Raw genomic sequence first — 4,348 nt, forward strand, 5'->3', positions numbered from 1 at the left:
TATTTACAAAAGTTTTCAACTTAGAAACAATGAAAAATCAACTTAGAACAAACTGGAAACTCTTTTTAATAGCGAGTCTAACATTAGGTTTAGCGCCTTTTAATCCACCTCATATTTGGGGTAAAATTCAATGGATTTTAGGTGGAAATGCATTTCACCCTGAAAAAGGAATGCAAGCTCTAGATTGGTTTGATGTATTGTTGCATGGTACACCCTGGGTTTTGTTGCTAATTTCAATAGTTTTAAATCTTAACAAAAAGAAATAATTACATATTTTCTTCAATCTCAAACTCCATTTCTGGTAAAAATCTCCCAGAAACTGAACTTTCTCTTTCTGCTATAACCTTAAAACCGTGTTTTGTATAAAAATTCTTTGCATTCGGGTCTGATAACACATTTATAATTGCTGAAGAACCACCAATACAATATTCTTTTGCGTGGTTTAATAATTGTGTTCCTATTCCTTGTTTTATAAATTTTGGGGAAACAAATAAAAATTCTAGAAAACTTGTTCTAATATTGGCTCTGTTTAAGATATAGAAACCGGCAATTTGACTATCAACCTTAAATTTATAGACATTCCACTCTTTAAACATAGTTGGTGTAACAGTTAAATCTTCTCACCAACTTTCTATCAATTCGTCAGAATATCCCCAAAAAGCTTTCGATTGCAACGCTATTTTTGTTAACACTTTTGCATCAGCAACAGTAGCTTTCACTATCATGCTATTTTTTAGTTAATTGTCTAATTTTAATATGTAAAGCTGCAAAAAATAAGGTTGTAAACGGACTTAAATAATTAAAAATAGCATACACAAAATAATCTGCTACAGAAACACCTAAAACTCCAGATTGGTAAGCGCCACAAGTATTCCAAGGAATTAAAACCGAAGTTACAGTCCCTGAATCTTCTAGAGTTCTACTTAAATTCTCTGGTGCTAAGCCTTTATCTTCATAAGCTTTTTTAAACATTTTACCTGGTATAACAATGGCCAAATATTGGTCTGATGCAATTGTATTTAAACCTAAACAACTAACCACTGTACTTGCAAACAAACCAAAAACAGAACTTGCAATAGCTAATAAACTTTTCGTGATTTTTGCTAAAGCGCCAATAGCATCCATAATACCACCAAAAACCATGGCACAAATAATAAGTAAAATTGTCCAAATCATACCATTCATTCCTCCTGAAGAAAAAAGTTCTGATAACTTATCGTTATCCGTTTCTATGTTGGTATCTGTTAAAATTGAATTGATAATAGATGTAAATTTAGAATCAGACAAGTTCGACAAAACATCACCTTGAAAAATAAATGCAAAAACAGCTGCTAAAATTACGCCAGTACCTAAGGCTATTAAAGGTTTTGTTTTTAGTAAAATCATTGCAATTACAACTCCTGGTACAACAAATAACCATGGAGAAATATAAAATGTATTGTCTATTGAAGCTAGCAAATTACTAATATCTGCATTCCCTGTTGTATCTATTGTACTACTTAAAAATGCAAAAACAACCAACGTAATTAATATTGTTGGCACTGTTGTAATTGCCATATATTTAATATGTGTAAACAAATCGGTACCTGCCATTGCTGGTGCTAAGTTTGTAGTGTCAGAAAGTGGAGACATTTTATCACCAAAATAGGCTCCAGAAATTACTGCTCCAGCTATCATTCCTGGTGATATCCCTAAAGCACTTCCAATACCTACTAAAGCAATTCCTACAGTTGCAGATGTTGTCCAAGAACTTCCTGTTGCTATAGAAATAATAGCAGCAATTATTACAGATGCTGGTAAAAATATTTCGGGACTTAAAACCTGTAAACCATAATACACCATTGCTGGTATAATACCACTAACCAACCAAGAACCTGCTAATGCACCTACTAAAAATAAAATCATAATGGGCACAAAAACGCTTTTCCAGTTTTCCCAAACCTCTGCAAACATATTACCAATAGAAACCTTATTAAAAAAACCAACAGCTGCTGCTGCAACACCACCCATTAATAATATATATTGATTGGTGTAAGCGCCAAACCATTCTTGACCATCAACAAAAAAGATATTATAAGCCAATAGGCACATTAAAATTACCACAGGAATTAAAGATTCTAAGAGGTTTAATTCTTTATTATCTATAATTTTTTGATCTTCAACATCTATTTCTGAAAGATTCTCTTTGTCTGACATTCTTTAAAATTTTGTTCTGTAATGTTACGATTTTACAAGAAGTTATGCAAATTGATTTGGTTACACTATTTTTACGTTTATGGATTCATTAACGCAAATTGTTTTAGGTGCTGCTTGTGGCGAACTTGTTTTAGGTAAAAAAATTGGCAACAAAGCATTATTGTTTGGAGCAATTGGCGGCACCATTCCAGATTTAGATGTTTTTATAGGGAAACTCTTATACAATAACGAAATACAAGCCATGGCTTTTCATAGAGGTTTTATGCATTCTATTTTGTTTGCTACATTGGGTTGTTTTGTTTTTGGATTTATTACTTACAAACTTTACAACACAAAAAAAAGAACAGGCACAAGCCATTTAAAAGATTGGATTTTATTGTTCTTTTGGGCCATTTTTACACATCCGCTTTTAGATTGTTTTACACCCTATGGCACACAACTTTTTGCCCCTTTTACTAATTACAGAGTGGCTTTTAATAATATTTCTGTTGTTGACCCCTTATACACCTTGCCATTTCTTATTTGTATGATTGTTGTTTTGTTTTTTAAAAGAACAAACCCAAAAAGATTAAAATGGACGAAAGTAGGAATTTACATAAGCAGTTTGTACATGATTTTAACGCTGTTTAATAAGTTTTATATGGATTGTGTTTTTAAAAAATCTTTTGAAAAAGCGGGAATTAATTATCAACGTTTTTCTGCACAACCCACAATTTTGAACAACGTTTTATGGTATGCTGTAGCAGAAACTAAGACTGAATATTACCTCACATTCTATTCTCATTTTGATAAAAATACCACCGCAAACAATATACTTACAATTGCTAAAAATCATGATATTATTGACATGAGTGATAAAAACTTACAAACCTTAACTTGGTTTAGTAATAATTACTACACTATAAATAAAAAAGAAAAAATAGGTACCTATAAATACACAGATTTACGGTATCCGATGTTAAATCCTGATGATATAAATACCTCTGTTTTTAACTTTGCTGTGTTTTTTAAAAATGACGAATGGGATATTTTACCATTTAATGGAAATCCGCCCAGTAAAGAGGATTTTGCAAAATTTAAAGAACGTTTTTGGGGAATCTGATTAGTTTTTAGTTTTTAGTTTTTAGTTTTTAGCAAAAATGATGTTTTTAAAACTTCGAAAATAAAAACATTACAAAACACCAACATCAACCATACATTTTTTCATCATTTGATAAGTGCGTTCGATGTTTGCATCTAAGCCAATTGAAAAACGAATTAAACCATCAGATAAACCCATTTCTTTTTGTTCATCTTCTGGAATTTCTGACGATGTTGAACTTCCTGGAGCAGAAAACAAGGTCTTATAAAAACCTAAACTTACTGCTAAATATCCCAAGTTTTTGTGTTGCATTAACTCCATTAATTCGTTGGCTTTTTCTAAGGAACCTACATCAATAGTTAACATGCCTCCAAAACCATAAGCTGCATTCATCATACTTTTAAAAAGTTGATGTGATGGATGTGATTGCAAGCCTGGATACACTGTTTTTAAACCATCTTTTTCGAAGTTTTCTGCTAAAAAAGTGGCATTATAACTATGCTGTTTTATTCTAATATGTAAGGTTCTTAGATTTTTTAAAACGGATGAAGCTCTTAAACTATCCATGGTGGAACCTAACAACATGCTTGCTCCATTGTTTACATTTCGTAAATCATTTATAAATTCTTGTGATGCACAAACCACTCCACCTACTGTATCTGAAGAACCATTGATAAATTTTGTTAAACTATGGCAAACAATATCTGCACCTAATTTTATTGGTGAAATTGATAATGGAGAAAACGTATTGTCTACCACTAATTTTAAATGGTGCTTTTTTGCTAATTTTGATAAGCCTGCAATGTCTGCAACCTCTAAAAGCGGATTACTTACAGATTCGCAATATAAAACCTTGGTATTTTTTGTGATTGCAGCTTCTACTACATCTAATTTTGTAATGTCTACAAAGGTGGTTTCTACACCAAATCTCGGTATAAAATTTTTTAAAAATGCATAAGTACCACCATAAATAGTTCTACTAGAAACTACGTGATCTCCTGCCCCACACAATTGCATTAAAACTGGTGTAATGGCTCCCATTCCTGAAGCTGAAACGTTGGCAGTTTCTGT

The 4,348-nt window shown here is 31.8% G+C and carries 5 protein-coding genes; 2 read left to right on the top strand and 3 right to left on the bottom strand.

All coding sequences use genetic code 11. The annotated features are described in order from the left end of the window. On the top strand, positions 1-266 hold a 266-nt coding region (locus tag ACTG3S_RS07040; RefSeq protein WP_439128651.1), incomplete at its 5' end, for a hypothetical protein. Here ACTG3S_RS07040 and ACTG3S_RS07045 read toward each other — a convergent pair. Both ACTG3S_RS07045 and ACTG3S_RS07050 read right to left on the bottom strand, forming a co-directional pair. Next, positions 267-596: a GNAT family N-acetyltransferase gene (locus ACTG3S_RS07045; RefSeq protein ID WP_439128652.1), complete on the bottom strand. Its 330-nt coding sequence runs from the start codon at positions 594-596 to the stop codon at positions 267-269. It abuts the gene before it with no gap. 130 nt (positions 597-726) lie between these two features. Further along, the gene (locus ACTG3S_RS07050; RefSeq protein WP_439128653.1) at positions 727-2,196 is read right to left on the bottom strand and encodes a Na+/H+ antiporter NhaC family protein; all 1,470 of its coding nucleotides are present in this window, start codon (positions 2,194-2,196) and stop codon (positions 727-729) included. Positions 2,197-2,275: 79 nt separating this feature from the next. On the opposite strand from ACTG3S_RS07050, the gene ACTG3S_RS07055 reads away from it, so the two are divergent. Continuing rightward, on the top strand, positions 2,276-3,298 hold the full coding sequence (locus ACTG3S_RS07055; RefSeq protein WP_439128654.1) for a metal-dependent hydrolase: 1,023 nt from the start codon (positions 2,276-2,278) through the stop codon (positions 3,296-3,298). Between the two features lie 69 nt (positions 3,299-3,367). Here ACTG3S_RS07055 and ACTG3S_RS07060 read toward each other — a convergent pair. Continuing rightward, the coding region (locus ACTG3S_RS07060; RefSeq protein WP_439128655.1) for an aminotransferase class I/II-fold pyridoxal phosphate-dependent enzyme at positions 3,368-4,348 on the bottom strand (981 nt) is incomplete at its 5' end.

The sequence above is a fragment of the Polaribacter sp. genome (assembly GCF_965656025.1).
Lineage (GTDB): Bacteria > Bacteroidota > Bacteroidia > Flavobacteriales > Flavobacteriaceae > Polaribacter.

Coding starts and splice junctions, on each gene's coding strand:
- ACTG3S_RS07045 (WP_439128652.1), bottom strand. CDS start 596: ATGTTTAAAGAGTGGAATGTCTATAAATTTAAGGTTGATAGTCAAATT.
- ACTG3S_RS07050 (WP_439128653.1), bottom strand. CDS start 2,196: ATGTCAGACAAAGAGAATCTTTCAGAAATAGATGTTGAAGATCAAAAA.
- ACTG3S_RS07055 (WP_439128654.1), top strand. CDS start 2,276: ATGGATTCATTAACGCAAATTGTTTTAGGTGCTGCTTGTGGCGAACTT.